The sequence below is a fragment of the Kitasatospora misakiensis genome (assembly GCF_042656005.1).
Taxonomy (GTDB): domain Bacteria; phylum Actinomycetota; class Actinomycetes; order Streptomycetales; family Streptomycetaceae; genus Kitasatospora; species Kitasatospora misakiensis.
In genome coordinates, this window is record NZ_JBHSOF010000011.1 from 117,851 (window position 1) to 141,250 (window position 23,400).

11 protein-coding genes are annotated in these 23,400 nt (G+C 75.5%); 8 read left to right on the plus strand and 3 right to left on the minus strand.

Translation table 11 applies throughout. The annotated features are described in order from the left end of the window. Positions 1 to 48 precede the first annotated feature (48 nt). From ACFP3U_RS11900 to ACFP3U_RS11910, 3 genes are all read right to left on the minus strand, one after another. The gene (locus ACFP3U_RS11900) at positions 49 to 9,705 is read right to left on the minus strand and encodes a non-ribosomal peptide synthetase/type I polyketide synthase (RefSeq protein ID WP_380225352.1); all 9,657 of its coding nucleotides are present in this window, start codon (positions 9,703 to 9,705) and stop codon (positions 49 to 51) included. Between the two features lie 218 nt (positions 9,706 to 9,923). Next, positions 9,924 to 10,802, minus strand: a complete 879-nt coding sequence (locus ACFP3U_RS11905; protein WP_380225353.1) for a sterol desaturase family protein — start codon at positions 10,800 to 10,802, stop codon at positions 9,924 to 9,926. Positions 10,803 to 10,982: 180 nt separating this feature from the next. Beyond that, positions 10,983 to 11,969, minus strand: a complete 987-nt coding sequence (locus ACFP3U_RS11910) for an Lrp/AsnC family transcriptional regulator (protein WP_380225354.1) — start codon at positions 11,967 to 11,969, stop codon at positions 10,983 to 10,985. 133 nt (positions 11,970 to 12,102) lie between these two features. Here ACFP3U_RS11910 and ACFP3U_RS11915 point away from each other — a divergent pair, with 133 nt between their 5' ends. The 8 genes from ACFP3U_RS11915 to ACFP3U_RS11950 all read left to right on the plus strand — a co-directional run bounded on the left by ACFP3U_RS11915 (position 12,103) and on the right by ACFP3U_RS11950 (position 23,387). Continuing rightward, entirely contained in the window at positions 12,103 to 13,665 is a 1,563-nt protein-coding gene (locus tag ACFP3U_RS11915) for an MFS transporter (RefSeq protein ID WP_380225355.1), read from the plus strand. Between the two features lie 275 nt (positions 13,666 to 13,940). Continuing rightward, complete coding sequence (locus ACFP3U_RS11920) at positions 13,941 to 14,732, plus strand: thioesterase II family protein (RefSeq protein WP_380225356.1); 792 nt, start codon at positions 13,941 to 13,943, stop codon at positions 14,730 to 14,732. A 61-nt stretch (positions 14,733 to 14,793) separates the two neighbouring features. Further along, a complete protein-coding gene (locus ACFP3U_RS11925) occupies positions 14,794 to 16,548 on the plus strand; it encodes a fatty acyl-AMP ligase (protein WP_380225357.1) in 1,755 nt (584 codons plus the stop codon). Beyond that, positions 16,545 to 18,302 (plus strand): acyl-CoA dehydrogenase family protein, encoded by a 1,758-nt coding sequence (locus ACFP3U_RS11930; protein ID WP_380225358.1) that lies wholly within the window; start codon positions 16,545 to 16,547, stop codon positions 18,300 to 18,302. The genes ACFP3U_RS11925 and ACFP3U_RS11930 overlap by 4 nt, the downstream gene beginning before the upstream one ends. After that, on the plus strand, positions 18,299 to 20,020 hold the full coding sequence (locus tag ACFP3U_RS11935) for an acyl-CoA dehydrogenase (protein WP_380225360.1): 1,722 nt from the start codon (positions 18,299 to 18,301) through the stop codon (positions 20,018 to 20,020). The genes ACFP3U_RS11930 and ACFP3U_RS11935 overlap by 4 nt, the downstream gene beginning before the upstream one ends. Before the next feature lie 80 nt (positions 20,021 to 20,100). Further along, positions 20,101 to 20,886 (plus strand): enoyl-CoA hydratase/isomerase family protein, encoded by a 786-nt coding sequence (locus tag ACFP3U_RS11940; RefSeq protein WP_380225361.1) that lies wholly within the window; start codon positions 20,101 to 20,103, stop codon positions 20,884 to 20,886. 64 nt (positions 20,887 to 20,950) lie between these two features. After that, positions 20,951 to 22,414 (plus strand): condensation domain-containing protein, encoded by a 1,464-nt coding sequence (locus tag ACFP3U_RS11945; RefSeq protein ID WP_380225362.1) that lies wholly within the window; start codon positions 20,951 to 20,953, stop codon positions 22,412 to 22,414. After that, positions 22,407 to 23,387: an alpha/beta fold hydrolase gene (locus ACFP3U_RS11950; protein WP_380225363.1), complete on the plus strand. Its 981-nt coding sequence runs from the start codon at positions 22,407 to 22,409 to the stop codon at positions 23,385 to 23,387. Before ACFP3U_RS11945 ends, ACFP3U_RS11950 begins: the two co-directional genes overlap by 8 nt. Positions 23,388 to 23,400 lie beyond the last annotated feature (13 nt).

Here is a 23,400-nt window from a genome sequence, read left to right on the forward strand (position 1 = left end):
GTCTCTCGTGCGGGGGCGGGCAGGCTCGGGGCCCGCCCGGGGGCCGTGTCAGGACGCATGGGGGGCGGCTCCGGTGAGGATCGACCGGGCGAGCCCGGCGTTGTGGGCGATGAACTCGCGGTCGAGCATCTCGGCGTGGGCGCCGAAGCCCTGGAAGACCGCCGTCCGGGTGGCCGAGCTGCCGTGCCAGGCGCCGTGCTGGCCGGCCTCGTACAGCGCGACCTTGGCGTCGTCGGAGATCACGCTGAGCGCGGCGGAGACCACCCCGTGGTTGGGGGTGCGGCTGCAGAACCGCAGGTAGTCCCGGGCCTGTTCGCGGGTCTCCTGGGCGACCACGGCCGAACCGGTGTGCCGCTGGAGGTGCTCGGCGAGCTCCCGCTCGAAGGCCTGGAGGTGCTCGTCGGCGAGGTCGAAGGACTCCGGGATCCGGTGCGAGTCCATGATCACCACATTGGGCACCGCCCGGCCGCGCCGCTCCAGCTCCTTGGCCACCTCGAAGGCGAGGTTGCCGCCGAGCGAGTAGCCGAGCAGCGCGCACGGACCCTCCGGCTGGAGCGCCTCGACCAGGTCCGCGTACCGGTCGACCTTGTCGTCGCCGGACACGTAGTTGAAGGCGACCGTCCGGTACTCCGGCAGGTGCGCCGCGAACTGCCGGTACACCAGCCCGTGGCCGCCGGCCGGCGGGAAGCAGAACAGCGTCTGCTGCTGCTCCTGGTTGAACCAGAGGTACGGCAGGGCGCCCTCGATCCGGCCGGTGACGATGTACTCGACGGTCTTCGCCATCCCGTGCAGGGTGGTGACCTTGAACAGCTGGCTGACCGGGATCCTGATGCTGAACTCGGCCTGCAGGCCGTGGATCAGCTCGATCAGCTTGATCGAGGAGCCGCCCGACTCGAAGAAGTCGTGCTGGAGGCCCGGCTCCTCGACGCCGAGCAGGGCGCGCCAGTGCTCGGCCATCCGGACCTCGTAGAGGGTGACCGGCGGCTCCGCGGCCTCGGCCGCGGCGTCCGCGCGGGGCTCGGGCAGCGCCGCGACGTCCACCTTGCCGTTGGCGGTGAGCGGCAGCGCGGGCAGCTCGACGAAGTACGACGGGATCATGAAGGTCGGCAGGTGGCCGGCCAGGTGGCGGCGCAGCTCGCGGTGGTCGAAGGTCCGGTCGGGCGCCGGGACGCAGTACGCGCAGAGCACGGGCTCGCCGCCGCGGTCCGGCCGGACGGTGACCACCGCCCGGGCCAGTTCGGGCCATTCGGCGAGCCGGCTCTCGATCTCGCCCAGCTCGATCCGGTGGCCGCGCACCTTGATCTGGGAGTCGGCCCGGCCGAGCAGGTGCACCCCGCCGTCGGCGTCCCAGCGCGCGAGGTCGCCGGTGCGGTAGAGCCGGACGGGCGCGGTGCCGTCGGCGCCGCCGAGCGGGAGGGTGGCGAACCGGCGGGCGGTCTGCTCCTCGTCGCCGAGGTAGCCGAGCGAGACGCCGGACCCGCCGATCCACAGCTCCCCGGTCACTCCGGGCGGGACGGGCCGGCCCTGGGCGTCGAGCAGGTGGAAGGAGGTGTTCGGGAACGGCCGCCCGATCGGGACCATCCGGCTGGGCTCCAGGCCGTCCGCCGGGCCCTCGAAGTACGCGCTGTCGATGGTGGCCTCGGTCAGCCCGTAGGAGTTGACCAGCCTGGTCAGCGGGCCGCACAGGGCGCCGAGCCGCTGGTACTCCTCGACCTTCCAGACGTCCGAGCCGACCACCAGCAGCCGCATGAACGCGAGGTCCTGCCCGGTGCGCTCGCAGTGGTCCAGCACGGTGCGGACCACCGCCGGGACGAACTCGGCGGCGTCCACCCGCTCGGCGCGCATCACCTCGTACAGCCTGGCGGTGTTGAACAGCAGCTCCCGGCCGACCAGCACCAGGGTGCCGCCGGAGCAGAGCGCGCGGACCAGGTCGCCGGTGAACACGTCGAAGGCCGGGCCGGCCATCTGGAGGTGCACCCGGGCGTCGGTGTCCAGCCGGTACTCGGTGCGCCAGGCCTGGTAGGCCGAGGCGAGGTTGCCGTGGGAGACCAGGACGGCCTTGGGCCGCCCGGTGGAGCCGGAGGTGTGGATGGCGTACGCCGGGTCGTCGAGGCCCACCGGCGGATCGGTGAACCCGTCGTCGCAGGCGTCGAGTTCGGCGGTGGTGACCAGTCGGGCCGGCAGCCCGCCGAGCCGCTCGCGGTCGTCGCCGACCAGCAGTCCGGCCCCGGTGTTGCCCACCATGTACGCCAGCCGGTCCACCGGGTGGCCCGGGTCCAGCGGCAGGTAGGCGGCGCCGGTGCGGAGCACCGCGAGCAGCGCCACGATCAGCTCCGGCGACTTCTCCAGGCAGAGCGCGACCACCGTGCCCGGGCCGGCGCCCAGCGCCCGCAGCCGGGCGGCGGCCCGCCGGGAGCGCTCGGCCAGCTCCCCGTACGTCAGCCGGGCGGTCGGGCCCGACTCGGCCGGGGCCGCCACCGCGAGCGCCGCCGGGTCGGCCGCCGCCGCGCGGAGCACCAGTGCGTGGACCGGCTCCGTGAACGGCACCCGCCGGTCGGCGCCGCTCCACTCCCGGAGCACCACGGCGCGCTCCCGCTCGCCGAGCAGCTCCAGCCCGGTGGCGGCCCGCTCCGGTCCTGCCGTGGTCAGCGCGTCGAGCAGTTGGACGTAGTGGCGCGCCATCCGGGCCGTCGTCTCGGGCCGGAAGAGGTCGGTGTTGTACTTGAAGACGCAGTGGAAGCGGTGCTCGGCCTCGTCCTCGTAGGCGGACAGGGTGAGGTCGAACTGCCCCTCCTCCTCCGGGAGTTCGATGTACTCCAGGTGGTACCCGTACTTCTCGGTGGCCACCTTGTGGTGGAGCAGGATGAACATCGCCTGGAAGACCGCCGAGCGGCTCGGGTCGTGCTGCAGCCCGAGCTTCTCCACCAGCAGCACGAACGGGTACTCCTGGTGGTCAAGACCGCCGAGCACGGTGGTCCGCACCCGGTCCAGCAGCTCGGCCACGGTCGGCTCGCCGGCCAGCGAGACGTGCAGCGGCAGCGGGTTGACGAAGTACCCGTAGACGCCGGCGAACTCCTCGTCGGTGCGGCCGGTCACCGGACTGCCGACGATGATGTCCTCCTGGCCCGCGTAGGCGTGCAGCAGCAGGTAGTAGGCGCTGAGCAGCACCATGAAGACGGTGACGTTGTGCCCGCGGGCCAGCGCGTGGACCCGGGCGCTGAGCTCCTCGTCCAGCGTGAAGAACTCGGAGGCGCCGTTGTGGGTCTGCACCGGCGGGCGGGGCTTGTCGGTCGGCAGGTTGAGGACCGGCACCTCGGCCGGCAGGTGGGAGCGCCAGTACTCCAGCATCCGCGGCGCCTCACGGCCGGCCAGGAAGGCGTTCTGCCGGTTGAGGAAGTCCAGGTAGCGGGCGGTGACCGGGGGCAGTTCGGGCGCCCGGCCCCGGCGCAGCCCCTCGTAGACGGCGAGCAGCTCCTCGATGAAGGTGAAGGTGGAGATCGCGTCCGAGATGATGTGGTGGACGGCCTTCATGATCACCCAGCGGGCCGGTCCGCGGCGGAACAGCCGGAACCGCACCAGCGGGTCCCGCTCCAGGTCGTAGGGCCTGCGGTACTCGCGGACGATCATCGCGTGGATGTCGTCCCAGGCCAGGTGCTCGACGTCGAAGACCCCGAAGTCCGGCTCCACCGCGGCGGAGATCCGCTGCACGGCCCGGCCGCCGTCGAGCACGAAGTTCGCCCGCAGGCTCGGGTGGCGCTCGACCATCGCCCGGAAGGCCGCCGCCATCAGCTCGGGCTCCAGCTCCACCCGGACCTCGACGGCGCCGCCGATGTTGTAGGCGAAACCGTCCGGGTTGAGCTGCTTGAGGAACCAGAGCGCCTTCTGGTTCTGGGTCAGCGGGTGGGCCGACTCGTCCTCGTACCGCTCGACCTCGGCCGCGCCCGGACCGGCCGGCTCCTCGTCCAGCAGCTCGGTCAGCGACTCGTGCAGCCGGGCGACCAGCTCGGCCACCGGCGCGTTGCCGAGCAGCGCCACCACCGGGAGGGTGACGCCGAGTTCGCCGCCGAGCCGGGCCCGCAGCTCCATCGCGAGCAGCGAGTCCAGGCCGAGGCCGCCGAGGCCGGCGGCGGGGTCGATCTGCTCGGCCGGCGCCCGCAGCACGGTGGCGGCCAGCGCGGTGAACCGCTCGGTGAGCAGCGCCCGCCGCTCCTCCTCGCCGGCCGTCCGCAGGGCGTCCAGCAGGCCGGTCCGCTCGGTGGCCGGGGCAGCCTCCCGGGCGGCGGCGGCGAGTTCGGTGACGAGCGGGGGCGGGGCCGGGTACCAGGAGAGGAAGGCCGGCCAGTCGACGACGGTGGCGACCAGCAGCTGGGCGCGGTCCTGCCCGAGCACCCGCTCCAGCACGGCCATCCCGGTGTCCGGGGCGAGCGAGCTCATGCCCCGGCTGTGCCGGTAGTGGTCGATGAGGCCGAGCTCCTCGATCATGCCGGTGGCCCAGGGGCCCCAGTCGAGGCTCAGCGCGGGCAGGCCGAGCGACCGGCGGTGATGGGCGAGGGCGTCCAGGAAGGCGTTGCCGGCGGCGTAGTTGGTCTGGCCGGCGGTGGTCAGCAGCGAGGCGATCGAGGCGAACAGCACGAAGTGGTCGAGCGGCTCGCCGGCCAGCTGCCGGTGCAGGGCGAGGGCGCCGAGCACCTTGGGGCCGTACACGGCGTCGAAGGTCGCCCGGTCCAGCTCGCCGACCAGGGTGTCCCGGACCTGCCCGGCGAGGTGGAACACCCCGCGGATCGGCGGCCGGTCCAGCCGCCGGTACTCGGCCAGCCAGGCGGCCAGCGCGGCCTCGTCGGTGACGTCCAGCGGCGCCGGGACGGCCTCGGCCCCGAGCTCCTCCAGTTCGCGCAGGAACGCCGCCCGCTGCCCGGCCGGGCTCGCCGGGTCGAGCGCGCGCCACTGCTCGCGCGGCGGCAGGGCGCTGCGGCCGACCAGGATCAGCCGGCGGGCGCCGCGCTTCACCAGCGTGCGGCAGAGCAACCGGCCGAGCGCGCCGAACGCGCCGGTCACCAGGTACGCGCCGTCCGCCCGCAGGCGGGGCGCGAGCGGCCGGCTCAGCCCCTCGGCGGCCCGGAGCCGGCTGGTCAGCCGGCGGCCGGCGCGCAGCGCGATCTCGTCCTCGTCGGCCAGCGCGAACTCGCGCAGCAGCGCCTCCGCCTCCTCGGCGGCCCGGACGCCGGCGGCGGGCGCGGGGGCGGGGTCGGGCGCGATGGCCTCGGGCGTGAAGGGATCGGGGGTGACGGGGTCGGGTACGGCGGGATCGGACGCGGCGGCCTCGGGCGTGGCGGGCGCGGCCGACGCCCCGGCGGGCGCTGTCGGGTGCGCGGCCGGGGTGGCGGGAGGCGGGGGGAGGGCCGGGAGGTCGACCAGTTTGCCCTGGTGGGTGGGGAGTTCCTGGTGGCGCAGGACGCGGGTGATGCCCCAGGCGGGGGCGGCGAGGGGCTCGACGAGGTCGCCGGGGGCCACGGCCTGGGCGGTGCGGGTGACCACGTGGAGGCGGCAGTCCGGCAGCTCGGCGGCCAGCAGGGCGGCGAGGGTGACCAGGCTGTAGGCGCCCTCGGCGGTGTGGCCGGCCACGGTGGCGGGGTCGGCGGTGTCGAGTCCGGGCCGGTCGAGGTTCCACAGGTGGACCACGGCGGCCGGGTCCGGGGCGCCCGCGGCCCGCCGCTCGGCGAGCAGCCGGGCGAGGTCCTCGGCCGAGCCCGGCTCGACGGTGGCCGGCCGGCCGTCGGCGGCGGCCTGGTAACCGGTGCCGGGGCGGACCAGCAGGCAGCTGCCGCCGCGCGCGGCGATCCGCCCGGCCAGGGCCTCCGCGACCCCGCCGCGGTCGGCGAACAGCAGCCAGTGGTCGGGGTGTTCGGCCAGCAGGTCGGGGGTGTCGCCGTCGGCGGCCGGCAGCTCGGTCCAGGCCGGTTCGGCCAGCCAGCCGTCGATGGTGGCGAGACCGACGGCGGTGGCGGCCTGCTCGACGTCGGCGGCCCGGAAGCCGGTGATCCCGCCGAGCGGGGCACCCCGCTCCTCGTACACCGCGAGGTCGCCGAGGAGCTCGGCGCCGGCGTCCCGGGTGACGGTGGCGTGCGCCCAGAGCGGGCGGTCGCCCACCGCGTCCAGCCGGACCTCCGCGATCCCCACCGGCAGCCGGATGCCCCGGCCCCCGGCCGGCGGCCCGTCCAGCAGCTGGGGCGTCAGCAGGGTCTGGAAGAAGGCGTCCATCACCACCGGGTGGACCTGGTGGTGCTCGCCCTGACCGGCGACCTGCGCCGTCGGGCGGATCCGGGCCAGCGCCTCGCCAGGCCCGATCCAGACCTCCTCGATGCCCCGGAAGGCCGGGCCGTACTCGTAGCCGAGCGCGGCGAGCGCGGCGTAGCAGTCGGGCCCGGCGAGCCGGCGCACCGACCGCCCCTGCACCGCCGCCACGTCCAGCGGCCGGCCGGGCCGGCGGCGCTGGCCGGGGCGGACCGTGCCGACGGTGTGCACGGTGCGCTCGCGGCCCTCGCCGCTGGCGACGGTGAAGGAGCCCTGCTCGGCGCAGAGGGTGAGCCGGACGGCACGGCTCTCCTCGTCCGGCAGGAGGAGCGCCTTGCGCAGCTCGATGTCGGCCAGCGCGGCGTCCGTCCCGCCGGTGAGCGCGCGGACCGCCTGGACGGCCATCTCCAGGTAACCCGCGGCCGGGAACAGCACGTCGCCCTGGATCCGGTGGTCGTCCAGGTACGGCAGGGCCTCGGCGTCCAGCCGGGCCTCCCAGGCCGGTTCGGCGCCGGGCAGGCGGCGGCCGAGCAGCGGGTGGTCGACCCGCCCCTGCCGGACGTCGGCGACCGACCGCGGCTCGACCCAGTGCCGGTCGCGCCGGAACGGGTAGCGCGGCAGCGGGACGATCCGGCCGGCGGGCTGGAGCACCGACCAGTCGACCTCGACGCCGAGGTTGTGGAGGGCGGCCAGCGAGGCGGTGAAGGTGGCCTGCTCGTCCTCCTGGCGGCGGATCGAGGGCAGGGTCCGCACCTCCGGCCGGTCCGCCGTGCCCGGGCGGGCCTCGACGGTCTCCTGGATCGAGCGGCCGAGCACCGGGTGCGGGCCGATCTCCAGGAACAGGCCGTAGCCGTCGTCGGCGAGCCGCTCCACGGCCTGCCGGAAGCGGACGCTGTCGCGGACGTTGTGCCACCAGTACTCGGCGTCCAGCTCGGTGCCGTGCGCGGTGCCCTCGCGGCCGGTCAGGTAGAGCGGGGTCCGGGCCGGGCGGGCCTTGAGATCGGCCAGCGACTCCAGCAGCTCGTCCTTGATCAGCTCCATCCGGGCGCTGTGGTACGGGACTTCGACGGTCAGCGGCCGGGCGAAGACCTGCTCGGCGGTGAGCGCGGCGGCCAGCTCGGCCAGCGCCGGCTCGTCCCCGGCGAGGGTGAGCGCGCCGGGGCTGTTGACGGCGGCGATCGAGACGGCGTCCCCGTACGGGCGGATCCGGCGCCGCGCCTCGGCCTCGGTGAGCGCGACGGCGAGCATGCCGCCGGTGCCGGCCAGCTTCTGCTGGAGCCGGCTGCGGTGGACCACCACCTTGACCGCGTCGGCCAGGTCGTAGACCCCGGCCTCGTGGAAGGCGGCGACCTCGCCGGTGGAGTGGCCGACGATCGCGTCGGGCCGCACGCCCCGGCTGCGCCAGAGCGCGGCGAGGCCGACCTGGACGGCGAAGTTGGCGGGCTGGGCGAGCCAGGTCTCGGCCATCCGGGACGCCGCCTCGTCGGCGGTGAGCTCGTCGATCAGCGACCAGCCGGTGAGTTCGGCGAGGTGCTCGGCGCACTCCTCGACGGCCTCCCGGTAGACCGGCTCGGTGGCGAGGAGCCGGCGGCCCATCCCCCACCACTGCGGGCCCATCCCGGTGAAGACCCAGGCCAGCCGGCGGTGCCGGGCCTCGCGGCGGTGGCCGGTGAGGACCCGGGGGTGCGGTTCGCCGCGCAGGTGGGCGGTGAGCGCCTCGTCGAGCGAGGCGCGGGCGGCGTGCTCGCGGGCGTCGTAGACGACCGAGAGCCGGGCGTCGTGGTGCTGGCGGCGGTGGGCGAGGGTGTGGCCGAGGTCGGCCGGGCGGGCCGGGGTGCCGCCGCGGACTCCGGCAAGTTCGGCCTGGACGCCGGCGGCGAGTTCGGGCAGGGCGGCGGCCTCCCGGGCGGTGAGCGGCAGCACCGTCCAGACCGGCCGTCCGCCCTCCGGGGCGGGGGTGGCGTCCGGAGCATCGGCGAGGGCGTCGTCGGCGGGCGCCGGTTCGGGGGCGGCCTCCAGCAGGACGTGCGCATTGGTGCCGCCGAAGCCGAAGGAGTTGACCCCGGCCCGGGCCGGGCCCTCGTGGGCCGGCCAGGGGGTGGGCTCGGTGGGGATCTCGTACGGCAGGCCGGCCGGGTCGATCGCCGGGTTGAGCCGCTCCAGGTTGATGTGCGGCGGGACGATCCGGTGCTTGAGGGCGAGCGCGGACTTGATCAGCCCGGCCAGGCCGGAGGCCGACTCGGTGTGCCCGATGTTGGTCTTGACCGAGCCGACGTAGCACTTGTCGCCGGGGCGGCGGCCGACGGCGAGCGCCCGGGCCAGGGCGCCCGCCTCGATCGGGTCGCCGACCGGGGTGGAGGTGCCGTGCGCCTCGACGTACTGGAGACTGCCCGGGGAGATCCCGGCCTCGGCGCAGACCCGCTCGATGAGGGTGACCTGGGCGTCCGGGTTGGGCACGGTGATGCCGTTGGTGCGGCCGTCCTGGTTGACGCCGCTGCCGATGACGACGGCGTGGATCGGGTCGCCGTCGCGCAGCGCGTCGGAGAGCCGCTTGAGCGCGACCACCGCGACGCCCTCGGCCCGGACGTAGCCGTCGGCCGCCGCGTCGAAGGTCCGGGAGCGGCCCTGCGGGGAGAGGAAGCCGCCCTTGGTCTCGGCGATCGTGTACTGCGGGGCGATGTGCAGCAGGGTGCCGCCGGCCAGGGCCAGGTCGGTCTCGCCGCGCTGCAGGCTCTGCGCGGCGAGGTGGACGGCGACCAGGGAGGAGGAGCAGGCGGTGTCGATGGAGACGCTGGGGCCGCGGAAGTCGAAGCAGTGCGAGATGCGGTTCGACACCATCGTCATCATGGTGCCGGTGGCGGTGTGCGCGGCGAGGGTGTCGAAGGAGAGGTCGGAGAACTGGACGATCTTGTAGTCCAGGGTGAACGCGCCGACGTAGACGCCGACCTCACGGCCCGCCAGCTCGGCCGGCTTCTGGCCGCCGTCCTCCAGCGCCTCCCAGGCCACCTCCAGCAGCTTCCGCTGCTGCGGGTCCATGTGGTCGGCCTCGCGGCCGCTGATGCCGAAGAACGCCGGGTCGAACTCGTCGAATCCGTCGATGTAGCCGCCGCGTCCGCCGACCAGCCGGCCGGGCTTGGCCCGGTCCCGGCTGCCGAGGGTGGCGACGTCGTAGCGGCTGCGCGGGGTCGGGGTGATGCAGTCCTTGCCCTCGACCAGGTTCTGCCAGTACGACCGGTGGTCGCTGGCCCCGCCCGGCAGCCGGCAGCCGATCCCGATGATCGCGATCTTCTCCCGCTCGGCGGCGGGCGCGGCGGGTACGGCGGGCGCGGCAGGGGTGGCGGACGGGACGCGGGGGGCGGGGCGTTCGGAGGGATCGAAGAGGTCCGGGGAGGTGACGAAGCGGGAATCCGTCATGCGAGTCGAGTCCTTGGGTCGCTGCGTGCGTGCGTGCGTTCGCGCGCGCGGGCTGCGGGAGCACCGCGCGCGCCGGGGGGACAGCGGCCGCGCGCCGGTTCCGGGCAGGCCGGAAGCCGGGCCGGCCGAGGGGACGAGCCGGTCGGGAGCAGGTGCGGGGCGGGCAGGGCGTGGCGGGGCGGGCGGGGCGTCGGATACGGGGAACGGAGGCGGGCGGATCAGGTCGTACCGGTCGGGGACCCTTCGGCGGGGGCGGGGCGGCGCCAGGCCTGGAGGTGGCTGGCGACCACCCGGCCGGTCGCGGGGAAGTCGGCCGGGTCGGCCAGCCCCACCGCGAGCGGACGGCGGCCGGGCCGCCAGGTGAAGCTGCCGAAGGCGTGGTCCCACACCGAGAGGTCGGAGCCGTAGTGGCCGGCCTCCGCCAGATCGGTGCTGTGGTGCAGGCGGTGCTGCTCCGGACCGGCGAGCACGTGGTTGAGCGGGCCGAGCCGGACGTCGATGTTGGCGTGCACGAAGTAGCCCTGGGCGACGACGAACAGGCCCGTCACGAACACCGCCGGCTGCGAGAACCCGGCCAGGGCCAGCGAGAGTTGGACGGCGCTCTGGGTGAGCAGCACGTCCAGCAGGTGGTTGACCCCGTTGCTGCCGACGTTCACCTTGTCGGGCACGTGGTGGACGCCGTGCAGCCGCCAGAGCCTCGGGCTGGTATGGCACCAGCGGTGGACCAGGTAGTTGGCCAGCGAGCCGAGCAGCACGGCGGCCGGGATCTCCGCCCAGAGCGGCAGGACGGAGTGCGGCGGCGCCAACCGGCCGACGAGGGCGGCCACGGGCGCCTGGGACAGCGCCCCGCCGACCATCGTCAGCACGAAGTAGACGCCGTACCAGCCCCACTCGCGCACGCTCGGCGTCCATTCCGGTTCGTACGGAATCAGCCGTTCGAGCAATGCCATGTAAGCGATCACGCCGAGCAGGAAGAGCTGGCTCACCCGGCCGAGGTCCCAGCGCAGGCGCAGGGCCGCGACCGATATCGACACCAGGACGGCCAGCAGGAACGGGTGGGCGACGTGGCGCAGCACGGTCCGGAACTGCTCACCCATGACGACCCCCTTCGCTGTCCGCGGTCGAACGCTCACCGAAAGTGTTCGTTCAGATACTAAGGGCGCCCGGAAGGCATGGCGAGGCATTTTGGCGGCGAATCATGAAATCCTCGATTTGTCTGATGATCAGCAGACAAACAATCCGCCAAGAAGAGCGGGTATTCGGCCAGCGGACAAATTCTACGGATAATTTGATGACGTAATCATCATCCCGGCCCGCTTGACGCTCCGGAGCACCGGCGCCGTCTCCACCGCGGCGACCCCGTCCAGCGCGCCCAGCCCGTCCGTCAGGTAGTCGTAGAACGCCCCGGTGTCCCGGCAGACCAGCCCGGCCACCAGACTGCTCGGCCCGGTGGTCGCCGCGACGAAGCCGACCTCCGGGTGCTCCGCCATCGCCCGGCCGACCGCCGCCAGCCGTCCCGGCGCCACGGTCAGCCAGCAGTACGCCTCGATCTCGAAGCCGAGCGGTCGCGGGTCCACGTCCACGTCGAAGAACAGCAGCCCGGTGGCGGTCAGCGCGGCCAGCCGCCGGCGCACCGTCGTCTCCGGGCTCCCGGTCGCGGCCGCCAGCGCGGCCAGCGGGGTCCGCCCGTCCACCACGAGCGCCGCCAGCAGCGCGCGGTCCAGTTCATCCAACTCGCCCGCCGCCGCTGGGGCGGGCGACGGCGCCCCGGCGCGCAGCCGGGCGATCTGACCGGCGCTCAGCGCCGAGGTCCGCCCGCTCCACGCCACCGGCCCGCCGACATAGGTGCGCAGCAGGTAGTGCGCGGACACCGAGAGCACCCGCGGACTGCGGGGCAGCGCGCCCAGCAACAGTTCCTCGCGCTCCGGCCGGACCCGGGCCCGGGCGTTGCAGACGATCTCGCCGCCGGACAGCAGGCTCACCCAGGAGGTGTCCGGCCGCCGGGCCAGCGCCTCGGCGAGCGACCCGGCGGCGTCGGGCACGCACCGGATCCGGGTCAGCCAGTCGACCTGGCCGAGCAGCCGGGCGCTGGTCCGCCCCACCACCCGCAGCACCCCGGCGGCGCGCAGCCGCTGGTAGCGGCGGGCCACCGTCTGGTCGGACACCCCGAGCACCTCGGCGATCCGCCGGAACGGCGCCCGGCCGTCCACCTGAAGGGCGTGCAGCAGCGCCCGGTCCAGCGCGTCCAGCGTCACGGTTTCCACCAGCGCGATGGTAGGCGGTGTCGAGATCCGCCGGAACCTCCCCCGTGAGCGGCGCGATGGCGTCCCCCGGGCCGAGAGTGACGGGGCGTCCGGCCGAACCGGGCGGCGCCAGGCAGCACGAGGGAGTACGGGGATGCGCAAGTGGGGACCGCTGGTCGCGGTCTGTCTCGGGGTGTTCATGCTGCTGACCGACGTCAGCATCGTGATCGTCGCCCTGCCGGACATCGGGACCGGGCTGGACATGGACTTCGACGGCCTGCAGTGGGTGCTGGACGGCTACGCGCTGGCACTGGCCGCGCTGCTGCTCGGCCTCGGCGCCCTCGCCGACCGGGTGGGCCGCCGGCGGGTGTACACGGTGGGCCTGGTGGTGTTCGCACTCGCCTCGCTGGCCTGCGGCCTCGCCCCGGACGGCACCACCCTGGTGGTCGCGCGGATCGTCCAGGCGGGCGGCGGCGCGGCGATGTTCGCCACCGCGATGGCCCTGCTCAACCTCGCCTACCGGGGCCGCGACCGGGCGGTGGCCTTCGGCGTCTGGGGCTCCGTCAGCGGCGCGGCGGCGGCCGTCGGGCCGGTGGCCGGCGGCCTGCTCACCGAGTACCTGGGCTGGCGGTCGATCTTCCTGGTGAACCTGCCGCTCGCGCTCGCCGCCGTGGTGCTGGCCCGGCGGACGCTGCCGGAGTCCCGCGACCCCGGCGCCCGCCGGCTCGACCTGCCCGGTGCCGCGGCCTTCACCGTCGCGGCCGGGGCGGCCGTCCTGGCGCTGATCCGCGGCGGGACGGACGGCTGGACCTCGCCCGCCGTGCTGGGCGCGGGCACCGCGGCGGTCGTGGCGCTCGCCGTGTTCGCGCTGGTCGAACGGCGCAGCCCGCACCCGCTGCTGGCGCCCGCGCTGCTGCGCCGGCCGGCCTTCACCGGGGTCCTGCTGTGCGGGGCCGTCTACTCGGCCACCGCCTTCTCCGGTCTGCCGTACGTCTCGCTCTGGCTGCAGTCGGTGCTCGGCCTCGGCCCGATGGCCGCCGGGCTCACCCTGCTGCCGATGAGCGTCGTCGCCTTCGCCGTCCCGGCGCTGGCGGGCCGTCGGCTCGCCGCGCTGCCGGTCGCGGTGCCGCTGGCGGGCGGCCTGGCCGTGATCGGGCTGGGCACGCTGCTGCAGGGCGTCCTGGACGGCTCCTCGGGCTGGGCCGCCCTGCTGCCCGGCCTCGCCCTGACCGGCCTCGGGGTCGGCGCGGTCAGCCCGGTCCTGGCGTCCGCCGCGATGGCGGCCGTCCCGCCCGAGCGCGGCGGCATGGCCGGCGGCGCCCTCAACACCTTCCGGCAGCTCGGCCAGGCGCTCGGCATCGCCGTCCTCGGCCTCGTCCTGCACGGGGGCCTGCGCGACGCCCTGGCCGGCCACCCGGCGGCCGGCCCCGCACCGGACGCCACCGCCGGCGCGCTGGCCTCCGGCCGACCCCCGGCCGGACTGCCCGGGGACCTGCTCCGGACGGCCTTCGCCACCGGCCTCGACCGCACCCTGCTGACCGCCGGCCTCACCGCCCTGGCGGGCGCCGCCCTGGTCGCGGTGCTGCTACGCCGCCGACCGGGGGCGGCCGAAGGCCCGGCGGCGGGCGCGGCAGCGCAAGGGGCTTCAGCGGACGGTCAGGTGCCGGCTCGGCTCACCGGAGCGGCAGTCGACCGCCACCAGGTCGCCCGGCCGTAGCTCCCCCGCGCCCGGACCGCCCGCCCCGGCTGTGGATCAGGCCGGGGCGGGCGCGCCTGTGTGCCGCCGAGCGGGTTCGACCGCTCGTCCAGGACCGCCGCCGTCACCTCGCCGCCGTTCCACCGCCCGGTCGTCGGCGCCCCCGGCCGGCCAGGGGCGCCGACCCGGCGGACGACCCCGCGACGCCGCCGCCGGGCGGGGCCGATATGGCGGGGATATAGGCGGGGGCGGAACCGTGGTCAGGACGCCCGCTCCCTCGGTCCCGAAGGACGCCCATGACCGACTCCGTAGCCCGGTGGTTCCGCTCGTACCGCGCGACCGCCGCACCGAGCTGCCGCCTGGTGTGCTTCCCGCACGCCGGGGGCGCCCCGACCGCGTACCGGGACTGGGGCCGCTCGCTGCCCGCCGACGTCGAGGTGCTGGCGGTCTGCTACCCGGGTCGGCAGGACCGGATCGGTGAGCCGTTCGCGGCGTCCGTGCACGCCATGGCGGACGAGATCGCCGGGGCGTTGCGGCAGGTGGCGGACGTGCCGCTGGCGCTGTTCGGGCACAGCATGGGCTCGGTCGTCGCGCACGAGGTCGCGCTGCGGCTGGACGCCGAGTACGGGATCCAGCCGCTGCGGATCTTCGTCTCCGGCTCGGAGCCGCCGCACCTGCGGGTCCGCGAGACCCAGGCCGAGAGCGACGCCGACTTCCTCGCCGAGCTGCGGCAGCTCGGCCACTCCTCGCTCACCGCGATCGAGGACCCGATGCTGCTGGAGCTGGTGCTGCCCAGCATCCGGGCCGACTACCGCCTCTCCGCCGAGTACCGGGCGGTGCCCGGCGCGCCCCGGCACCGCGCGCCGATGGTGGCGTACGCGGGGGCGCTGGACGAGGGCTGCCCCGCCGAGGTGCTGGGCGCCTGGGCGGAGTACACCGGCGGCGCCTTCGAGACCCGGATCCTGCCCGGCGACCACTTCTACCTCCAGACGCAGGAACAGCAGTTGCTCGCCCATGTGAACGGCCACCTCCAGTCGGACCTTCGGCTCCACCGCGTCCTGGGCGCCGCCCGCCGCCGCACCGCCTGACCCGCCCCAGCCCCCGCCCCTGCTCCGCACCCGCAGCTGTACGAGAGGACGCCCACCCCCGATGTCCGTTGACCTGGTGAGCCGGCTGGTCCGGCACGGCCGCGAGATCCCCGACCGGGACGCGGTGGTCTTCGTCCGGACCGCCGCCGGCGGGCTCGTGGAGGAGCCGCTGACCTACGGCGAACTCGACCGCCGGGCCCGGGCCGTCGCCCGCTGGCTGCGCGAGCGCTGCGCCGTCGGGGAGCGGGTGCTGCTGCTGTACGGCACCGGCCCGGAGTTCGTCACCGTGCTGGCCGGCTGCCTCTACGCGGGCGTGGTCGCCGTCCCCGCCCCGCAGCCGAGCACCCAGCGCGGGCACAGCTCGCGCTCGGACGGCATCGTCCGGGACGCGGACGTCCGGCTGGTGCTGACCGACGAGGCCAACCACGAGACGGCCGCCGGCTTCCTGACCCGGGCGGGCGCCGAGGACGTCCCGTGCGTCGCGACCGACCGGCTCGACCTGCCGGACGCCCCGGACTGGCGGGCCGAGGAGGTCCCCGCCGACGCCCTGGTGATCATCCAGTACACCTCGGGCTCGACCAGCGCGCCCAAGGGCGTGATGGTCACCCGCGGCTCGCTCGACCACAACCTCGGGCTGATGACCCGGGCCTTCGGCGTCGACCCGGAGAGCCGGTCCTGCACCTGGCTGCCGCAGCACCACGACATGGGCCTGATCGGCATGCTGCTCACCCCGCTGTACCACGGCGCGGTCTCCTACCAGCTCGCCCCGATGGACTTCCTGCGCCGGCCGCACCTGTGGCTGGAGCTGATCGGCGCCAAGCGGATCAGGACCGTCGTCGCCCCGAACTTCGCCTACGAGCTGTGCACCCGCCGGGTGACCGACGCCCAGCTCGCCGGCCTGGACTTCAGCACCCTGGTCAGCGCCGGCAGCGGCGCCGAGCCCGTGCACGCCGCCACCCTGTGCCGCTTCGCCGAGCGCTTCGCCCCGGCCGGCTTCCGGCCGGAGGCCTTCAGCCCCTGCTACGGCATGGCCGAGACCACCCTGATCGTCTCCGGCACCCTGCCCGGCGAGCCGCCGAGGCTGACCCCGGTGGACGCCGACGCGCTGGCCGCCGGGGAGCTGCGCCCGGGCGCGGGCCCGGCGCTGGTGGCCAGCGGCCGGGTGCACGACCTGGACGTGCGGATCGTCGACCCGCGGACCCGGGCCCCCCTGCCCGAGGGCGGCGTCGGCGAGATCTGGGTGCGCGGCGGCAGCGTCGCGGCCGGCTACTGGCGCAACGAGGAGGCCACCGAGGAGACCTTCCGCGCCGTCACCGCCGAGGGCGAGCCCGGCTTCCTGCGCACCGGGGACACCGGCGCCCTGCACGACGGGCACCTCTACGTCACCGGGCGGATCAAGGAGGTGCTGATCGTCAACGGCCGCAACCTGTACCCGCACGACATCGAGCGCGAGGTGCTCACCCTGCACGAGGGCTTCCAGGGCCTGAGCGGCAGCGTCTGCTCGGTGCCGGCGCCCGGCGAGGAGATCGTCGTCATGCAGGAGCTCCGGCGCCCCCGGGCGAGCCGGGAGGAGCTGGCCGAACTCGCCCGGCAGGTGCGCGGCGAGCTGTCCGCGCGGCTCGGCGTGCGGGTGCCCAACCTGGTGCTGCTGCGCCCCGGCCAGGTCCGCAAGACCACCAGCGGCAAGGTGCAGCGCACGCTGATGCGCGAGCTGTTCGTCGGCGGCGGGCTGGAGCCGCTGTTCGAGGACCTCGACCCGGCCACCGCCGCCCGCTACCGCGCGGCGGCCACCGGGAGCGCGGTGAGCGCGAAATGACCCACGCCGCCTACCTGACCGCCGCCGCGCTGGACCGCCGGCTCGGCGATCCGGAGGACGCCGGCCGGCTGTTCTCCCACGCGCGCTGCGCGGCACTGGACGAGCGCGAGGAGTTCCCGGTCGAGATCTGCCGCGAGCTGGACGTGCTCGGCCTGCCCGCGCACTACGTGCCCGCCGCGTACGGCGGCAGCCTGGACAGCTACGAGCAGGTGCTCCAGCTGATGCGCGCGGTGGCCCGCCGCGACCTGACGGTGGCGATCGCGCACGGCAAGACCTTCCTCGGCGCCGTCTCGGTCTGGGTCGGCGGCAGCCGCGAGCAGGCCGAGGAGCTGGCCGCGGCGGTGCTGGACGGCGCGGTCGTCTCCTGGGGGCTGACCGAGCGCGACCACGGCAGCGACCTGCTGGCCGGCGAGGTCCGGGCCGACCGGACCGCCGGCGGCTACCGGGTCAACGGCGAGAAGTGGCTGATCAACAACGCCAACCGGGGGCAGCTGATCTGCCTGCTGGCCCGCACCGCGGACGAGGGCGGGGCGCGCGACTTCAGCCTGCTGATGATCGACAAGCAGCGCCTGCGGCAGCCCGGCCACCGGCCGCTGCCCGCCGTCCGGCTGCACGGCATCCGGGGAGCCGACATCAGCGGCGTGGCCTTCACCGACGCCGAGGTGCCGGCCGACGCCCTGGTCGGCGCCGAGGGCGAGGGCACCGAGACCGTCCTCAAGAGCCTCCAGCTGACCCGGATCCTGTGCGCCTCGCTGTCGCTGGGCGCCGCCGACAGCGCGCTCGACCTGGCCGCCGGCTTCGCCCTGGAGCGCGAGGCCTACGGCCGCCGGCTGGCCGAACTGCCGCAGACCCGCCGGATGCTCGGCGAGTCCTACGCCGACCTGCTGCTCGCCGAGGCCGTCACCCTGGTCTCCACCCGGAGCATCCACGCCCTCACCGGCGAGCTGGCGGTGGTCTCCGCCGTCACCAAGTACGTCGTCCCCACCCTGGTGGACGAGGTGATCACCCGGCTGGGGACGGTGCTCGGCGCGCGCTCGCTGCTGGCCGACGCCACCCACCGGCACGGCCGCTTCCAGAAGGTCCAGCGCGACCACCGGATCGTCGGCATCTTCGACGGCAACACGCTCGTCAACCTGCACGCGCTGATCAACCAGTTCCCGCTGCTCGCCCGCCAGTTGAAGCGGCGCACGGTGGACGCCGCGGGCCTGGCCACCGCCACCGCGCTGGACGCCCCGCTGCCCGGCTTCGACCGGGAGCGGCTCTCGCTGCTGCCCCGGACCGGCTCCAGCCTGCTCCAGGCGCTGGCCGCCGGCGTCGAGGAGCTCACCGCGCTCGCGGCGGACGGCGGCGTCCCCGAGTCGCTGGTCCGCCGGGCGCAGGCCGTCCGGGCCGCCGCCGACGGGCTCGCCGTCGAACTCGCCGCCCACCGCCCGACGCCCGTCGAGGTGCCCGCCGCGGCCTTCGCGCTGGCCGAGCGGTACGCCGCCTGCTACGCCGCCTCCGCCGCGATCCACCTCTGGCTGCGCAACCACGCCGCCGCCGGGGAGGACGCCGGCCCGGACGGCGCCGGGCTGTGGGCCGAGGGCCTCTGGCTGGAGGCCGCCCTGGCCCGGGTACTGGGCCGGCTCGCCCCGGGCCGCCCCGACCCGCACGACGACGTCCTGGACCGCCTGGTGCCGCACCTCGCCGACCAGCTGCGCGGCGGCGCCCTCCCGTCCCTGCTCCACTACCCCCTGGTGAAGGGCGACGCATGACCACCGCCACGACCACCCCCGCGCTCTACGCCGACCTGGACACCCCGGCCCCGCTGGAGGCCCTGTTCGGCGACCCGGACTACCGGGACAACCCGCTCGGCTTCGAGGCCTTCCTCAACGCCGACGAGCGCGGCGACCTGCTGCAGGCCGGGGAGCGCGCGCTGGACGCCTACGGGCTGGGCGCCGAGTTCGTGCCCCGCCGGCTCGGCGGGCGGCTCGACCGGACCGACCGGCTGGCCCGGGTGCTGCGCCCGCTGTTCCGCCGGGACGGCGCGCTGGCGCTCGGCCACGGCGCCAGCAACCTGGTCGGCTCGGTCAACGTCTGGTCCGAGGGCAGCGCCCAGCAGCAGGACTGGCTGGCCCGGGTGCTGCTCGCCAACGGCCGGATCGCCGCCGCCTACACCGACCTCACCACCGGCAACGACGTGACCCGCACGGCGTTCCGGGCCGAGGTGCGCCGCGACGAACTGGTGCTGAACGGCCGCAAGGAGATCATCAACAACCTGGCCCGCGCCGAGGCGGTCACCGTCCTCGCCCGCACCAGCGAGGAGCCGGGCAGCCGCAGCCACTCGATGGTGCTGGTCGACATGGCCACCGCGCCGCGCGAGCGGCTGCGCTTCCTGCCCCGCTACCGCACCTCCGGGGTGCGCTCGATGTACCTGGGCGGCCTGGAGTTCCGGGACTGCCCGCTGCCGGTCACCGCGGTGGCCGGCGGCATGGGCGAGGCGATGGAGACCATCCTGCGGGCCTTCCAGATCACCCGGGCCGTGCTGCCCGCCGCCGCCCTCGGCGCGGTGGACCAGCAGCTGCGCACCGTCACCGACTTCGCGCTCGGCCGGCGGCTCTACCACCGTACGGTCGCCGACCTCCCGCACGCCCGCTCGGTGCTCACCGGTGCCTTCCTCGACCTGCTGGTCGCCGACTGCTTCACCACCACCGTCTGCCGGGCGCTGCACCTGCTGCCGGAGCGCACCAGCGTGTACGCGGCCTCCGTGAAGCACCTGGCGCCCACCCTGTACCGGGAGTCCGTCGACCGGCTCGCGGTGGTGCTGGGCGCGCGGTCCTTCCTGCGCGAGGGCCCGTACGGGATCTTCCAGAAGCACGCCCGCGACCTGCCGGTGGCCTCGCTGGTGCACGCCGGCGGCACGGTCTGCCAGGCCACGGTCATCCCGCAGCTGCCCCGGCTGGCCCGGCAGAGCTGGCTCTCCGACGGGCCCGCCCCGGCCGCCCTGTTCCACCTGGCCGGCGAGCTGCCCGAGCTGGACCTCGGCCGGCTCGGGGTGACCGCCGGCCGCGAGGACCCGCTGATCGGCACCCTGGTGGACGCCGTCGCCCGGCTGGCCGCCGAACCGGTGCTCGGCCCGCTCTGCGCCCAGCTGCTCGACGAGCTGCGGGAACTCCGGCGGGCCTGCCTGGAGCTGGCGCCGCGCGACCGGACGCCGCTGGCCGGCCCGGTCTCCTTCCGGCTCGCCGAGCGCTACGGGGTGCTGCTGGCGGCGGCCAGCTGCCTGGGCGTCTGGCTGCACAACCCGGACCACCCGGGCGCCTTCCTGCGCGGCACCGGCTGGCTCGCCGCCGCGCTCGCCCGGCTGACCGCCCGGCTCGGCTGCCCGCCGGTGCCCGGCGCCGACGCCGGCCATGCCGAGGTCTTCGCCGAGCTGATCGAACGCCACCAGGCCGGCCGGGGCTTCGACCTGGTCGGCCGGCAGCTCGCCTGAGCCCGGCCCGACGAGCCCGAGAAGCCCGACCAGCCCGACGATCCCGACAAGCCAGACGATCCCGACGAGGAGGAGAGACAGTGGGCGCATTCCTGCGGATCGAGCCGGACGCCGCGACGGACGGGGCGGTGGCGACCGTCCGGCTGCTCCGGCCCAGGATCAGCGGCACCGACCCCCGGGTGCCGGAGGAACTGGCCGCCGCCGCCGAGCGGTTGGACGCCGACCCGGCCGTCCGGGCGGTCGTCCTGTACGGCGGACGGCGGGTCTTCGGCTCCGGCGCCGACGTCAAGGACCTGGTCGAACGCGGCCCGGCCGAGGTGGACGCCTACACCGCCCGGCTGCACACCGCCCTGGACGCGCTGGCCCGGATCGGCAAGCCGGTGATCGCCGCGATCACCGGGTACGCGCTCGGCGGCGGCCTTGAGCTGGCGCTCTGCGCCGACCTCCGGGTGGCCGGCGAGGGCGCGGTGCTCGGGCTGCCCGAGATCGAGCTGGGCGTCATCCCCGGGACCGGCGGTACCCAGCGGCTGCCCCGGCTGATCGGCGCCGGACCGGCCAAGCGGCTGATCCTCACCGGCCGCCGGCTGACCGCCGCCGAGGCGCTGCGGATCGGCCTGGTCGACGAGACCGTCCCCGACGCCGAGGTGTACGAGAGCGCGCTGCGCACCGCCCGCGGGTTCGCGGCCGGCCCGACGGCGGCCCTGGCGGCCGCCAAGCGGGCCGTGGACGACGGTCTCGGCCTGCCGCTGGCCGCCGGACTCGACCTCGAACGGCGGCAGTTCGCCGCGCTGTTCGCCACCGAGGACCAGCGGATCGGCATGCGGGCCCAGCTCGACGGCGCCCGGCCCGCCTTCCTCGGCCGCTGACCCCCGCCTCCCGATCCCCGCTCGCCCGCTCCCCGCTCCCCCGATCTCCGGACAGAAGACGACGATGACCGACCGACAGCAACTCTCGCACGCCCAGCAGGCGTTGTGGTTCCTCTACCGGCTCGCGCCGGACGCCGCGGTCTACAACACCGGCTGCGCGCTGACCGTCCGCTCCGCCGTCGACCTCCCGGCCCTGCGCGCCGCCGTGGCGGCGACCGCCGCCCGGCACGACATGCTCCGCTCCACGTTCCGCGAGGTCGACGGGCAGGCCGTCCGGCTGGTCGGGGAGCGCCACCCGCTCGGCCTGGAGGTCCGGGAGCTGCCCGGCGCCGACGCCGAGGGGCTCGCCGCGGCGGCCCGCGCGGCGCTGCGCGAGCCGTTCCGGCTGGAGGAGGACGGCGCGTTCCGCTTCGTGCTGCTGCGCCGCGGCCCCGAGGACGCCGTCCTGCTGATGGCCGGGCACCACATCGGCACCGACGCCACCTCCAACTGGCTGATCGTCCGCGACCTGCTGTACGGCTACCGGCGGCTGGTCGGCGAGGACGGTGCGGCGGGGCTCGACGGAACGGCCGAACTCCCGCCGCCGAAGGGCTCGTACGCCGACCACGTGGCCAAGGAGCGGGCGGTGCTGGACTCGCCGCGCGGGGCGCGGATGGAGCAGTACTGGCACCAGGTCTGCGCCGGCGCCCTGCCCGCCGAACTCCCCACCGACCGCCCCCGGACCGCGAGTTCGAGCCGGACCGGGGCCACCCACCACCTGGACCTGGCGGCCGACCGGGTCGAGGCGCTGCGCGAACTCGCCCGCGGCAGCGGGGTGTCGCTGTACTCCGTCCTGCTCGGGGTGCTGCAGAGCCTGCTGCACCGCTACACCCGGCAGAACGAGTTCCTGATCGGCTGCCCGTCCGCCACCCGGATGAGCCCGGCGGTCCGCGAGGTGGTCGGCAACTTCGTCAACACCCTGGTCTTCCGGTCCGGTTTCACCCCCGGCACGACCTTCCGCGAGGCGGTGGTCGCCGCCGACCAGCAGGTGAAGGCCGGGCTCGGCCGGGCCGCCTACCCCTTCGAGCTGCTGACCAGGACGGTCAACCGGCCGCGCACCGGCGCCGGCTCCTCGCTCTGCCGGATCACCCTCAACCTGGTCGGCACCGCCACCCCCGAACCGCTGCTGCGGCTGCTGCTGGACGCCGACGGGGGCGAGCCCGCCCGGTTCGCCGGCCTCACCATCGCCCCGTTCGAACTCCCGCAGGCCGAGGGCCAGTTGGACCTCGCGGTGAGCGTGCGGCAGAGCGCCTCCTCGCTCGCGGTGGACTTCCGCTACGACGTGGACCTCTTCGACCCAGCCACGATCGAACGGTTCGCCGGCTACTTCCTGCGGACGATCGACGCCGCGCTGGCCGGCCCCGACACCCCGGTGGCCCGGCTGCGCCTGGTCGACGGCGCCGAGCTGGCCGGGCTGATGGGCTTCGGCCCGGAGCCGTCGTTCGGTCCTGAGCCGGCGCGCACCGGACGGAGGGCCGGCCGTGGCTGAGCCCACCCTGCCCACCCTGCCCGGGATCACCCACCGGACGCTGCGGGTGGCCGGGCGCGCCATGCACGTCGCGGAGGCCGGCGAGGGACCGCTGGTCCTGCTGCTGCACGGCTTCCCCGAGCTCTGGTACTCCTGGCGCCACCAGCTGGGCGGCCTGGCCGCGGCCGGCTTCCGGGCGGTCGCCCCGGACATGCGCGGCTACGGCCGGACGGACTCCCCCGCCGAGGCCGACCAGTACACGATCCACCACCTGGTCGGCGACGTCGTCGCGCTGATCGGGGCGCTCGGCGAGCGGCGAGCCGTGGTGGCCGGGCACGACTGGGGTTCGCAGGTCGCCTGGCACACCGCGCTGATGCGCCCGGACCTCGTCCGCGGGGTGGCCGGGATGAGCATCCCCTACCGCCCGCGGGCCGGCCTGCCGCCGCTGCCCGCGATGCGGCGCGCCGCGGGCGAGCGCTTCTACATGCTCCACTTCCAGGAACCGGGCGTCGCCGAGGCCGAGTTGGCTCGGGACGTGCCCGCCGGGCTGCACCGGCTGCTGGCCGGCACCGCGGGCGGCGCGCCGCCGTTCGACCCCGCCGTACCCGAGGGCGGCGGCTTCCTCGACCTGTTCCCGGTGCCAGGACCGCTGCCCGACTGGCTGTCCGAGCGCGATCTCGCCGTGTACGCCGGGGAGTTCGCCCGTACCGGGTTCACCGGCGGCCTCAACTGGTACCGCAACCTGCACCGCAACTGGGACCTCACCGCGCCGCTCAACCGGGCCCGGATCGAGCCGCCCGCGCTCTTCCTGGCCGGGGAGCACGACTTCGTCGTCCGGGGGCTGGACCACAGCCGGCTCACCGACGACCTGCGCCTCTGGGCGCCCGGGCTGCGGGAGGCCCGGATCCTCCCCGGCTGCGGGCACTGGACCCAGCAGGAGCAGCCGGCCGAAGTCACCGCCGCACTCGTCGAGTTCGCCTCCGCGCTCGACTGACCACCACCACCCT